Source organism: Actinomycetota bacterium, from assembly GCA_030682655.1.
In the GTDB taxonomy this organism is placed as follows: domain Bacteria; phylum Actinomycetota; class Coriobacteriia; order Anaerosomatales; family JAUXNU01; genus JAUXNU01.
This window is the reverse complement of the sequence record JAUXNU010000190.1, coordinates 1-1,359: the sequence shown is the minus strand read 5'-3', so window position 1 is coordinate 1,359 and position 1,359 is coordinate 1. Positions and strand designations below refer to the sequence as shown.

The window sequence follows — 1,359 nt, the reverse complement described above, 5'->3', positions numbered from 1 at the left end:
CGCTGACGTTGCATGCAGGTGGTATCGTGGTGGGTGTCCAAGGAGGTGTTCGCAATGGCCGCACAACGCATCGTGTCCGAGCCAGGAATCATGATGGGCAAGCCCGTCGTCGAGGGCACTCGCATCACGGTTGAAGCCATCCTCGAGGACATCGGCGCCGGTGAGACCATCGAGCAGGTACTGAAGGCTCATCCGCGGCTTACACGCGAGGGCGTACTGGCTGCCGTGCGATTCGGTGCTGAGGCGCTACGCGCCGATGTCGCATATCCGACCCCCAAGTCCGTGGCGTGAAGCTTCTCGCCGACGAGGGAGGCGAAGCGCGGATCGTCGAACGACTCAGGTTCGAGGGCCACGATGTCGAGTACGTCGCGGAACTCGCTCCCGGGACTACGGACGACGATGTTCTCGACCGCGCCAACGCCGGGCAATGCGTTCTCGTTACGGTCGACAAGGCCGCGATGGTCGCGAGCGCCGTTCGAGACCACGGGGACCAGCTGTTCGGTGCGTTTACGGTCGTGTCGCACGACATGGTCCGCATTCGGCCGCCGCTGTAACGAGGGACTGATTGACGAGATCGAGTTGCTGCGCGACCTATCGATCTAAGAGGCGCAGATAGCGGTCGGCCAGGTCATACCGCATGAAGAGGTCGCGCACCGGATGCGCGAGAAGTACTCGCTGTGAGATTTGCATGGACTGAGCATGTCTACGCGCAGCCCGATGAGGCGATGGCGTTCATCGCTCGCGATCGGCCTGAGGCCGCGACGGCGTGGCTCGAATGCCTTCTGGATGCTGGGGCCAGCCTCGCTGAGCTCCCGGACCGCGGACGCGTCGTGCCCGAGGCGGCACGCGGGGATGTCAGGGAGTTGATCATCAGCCCATACCGGCTCATCTGCCGTCGAGACGCGAACATGGTCACAATCACGATGGTGGCCCATGGACGCCGCGAACGCGTGCCCGGAAGACGTCGTCTGACGGGTGGGCGCGCACCAGGAGCGATCATGCCTGAAGTGATCTACTACGTCGCCTCGAGCCTCGACGGCTACATCGCTACGCCAGACGGAGGACTCGGTTGGCTCGCGGCTTTCGAGGCCTCGGGTGAGGACTACGGCTACGATGTGTTCTACGAGTCGATCGACGTGGTACTTCTCGGGAGTCGGACCTTCGAACAGGCGCTGACCTTCGGCGATTGGCCATACGCGGGGAAGTCTGCGTGGGTCTTCACGAGTCGCAGGCTCGAGACGGCGCGCGACGACGTGACCGTGACGGATCGCAGCCCGAGCGACGTTGTGGCACAGCTGGAGACGCAGGGGGTACGGCGCGCGTGGCTCGTGGGTGGCGGAAGCCTCGCTGGGTCCTTTC

General features: G+C 64.2%; 3 protein-coding genes. All 3 read left to right on the top strand.

Features of this window, described 5'->3' with window-relative positions; all coding sequences use genetic code 11:
• Positions 1 to 54: 54 nt before the first annotated feature.
• The gene (locus Q8K99_12640) at positions 55 to 291 is read left to right on the top strand and encodes a DUF433 domain-containing protein (protein MDP2183402.1); all 237 of its coding nucleotides are present in this window, start codon (positions 55 to 57) and stop codon (positions 289 to 291) included.
• Positions 288 to 554: a DUF5615 family PIN-like protein gene (locus Q8K99_12635; GenBank protein ID MDP2183401.1), complete on the top strand. Its 267-nt coding sequence runs from the start codon at positions 288 to 290 to the stop codon at positions 552 to 554. The genes Q8K99_12640 and Q8K99_12635 overlap by 4 nt, the downstream gene beginning before the upstream one ends.
• Before the next feature lie 123 nt (positions 555 to 677).
• A partial coding sequence (locus Q8K99_12630) for a type II toxin-antitoxin system RelE/ParE family toxin (protein ID MDP2183400.1) occupies positions 678 to 1,359 on the top strand: 682 nt, incomplete at its 3' end.

Excerpts from the sequence above, each read along its gene's own strand:
- Q8K99_12640 (MDP2183402.1), top strand. The coding sequence starts at position 55 with ATGGCCGCACAACGCATCGTGTCCGAGCCAGGAATCATGATGGGCAAG.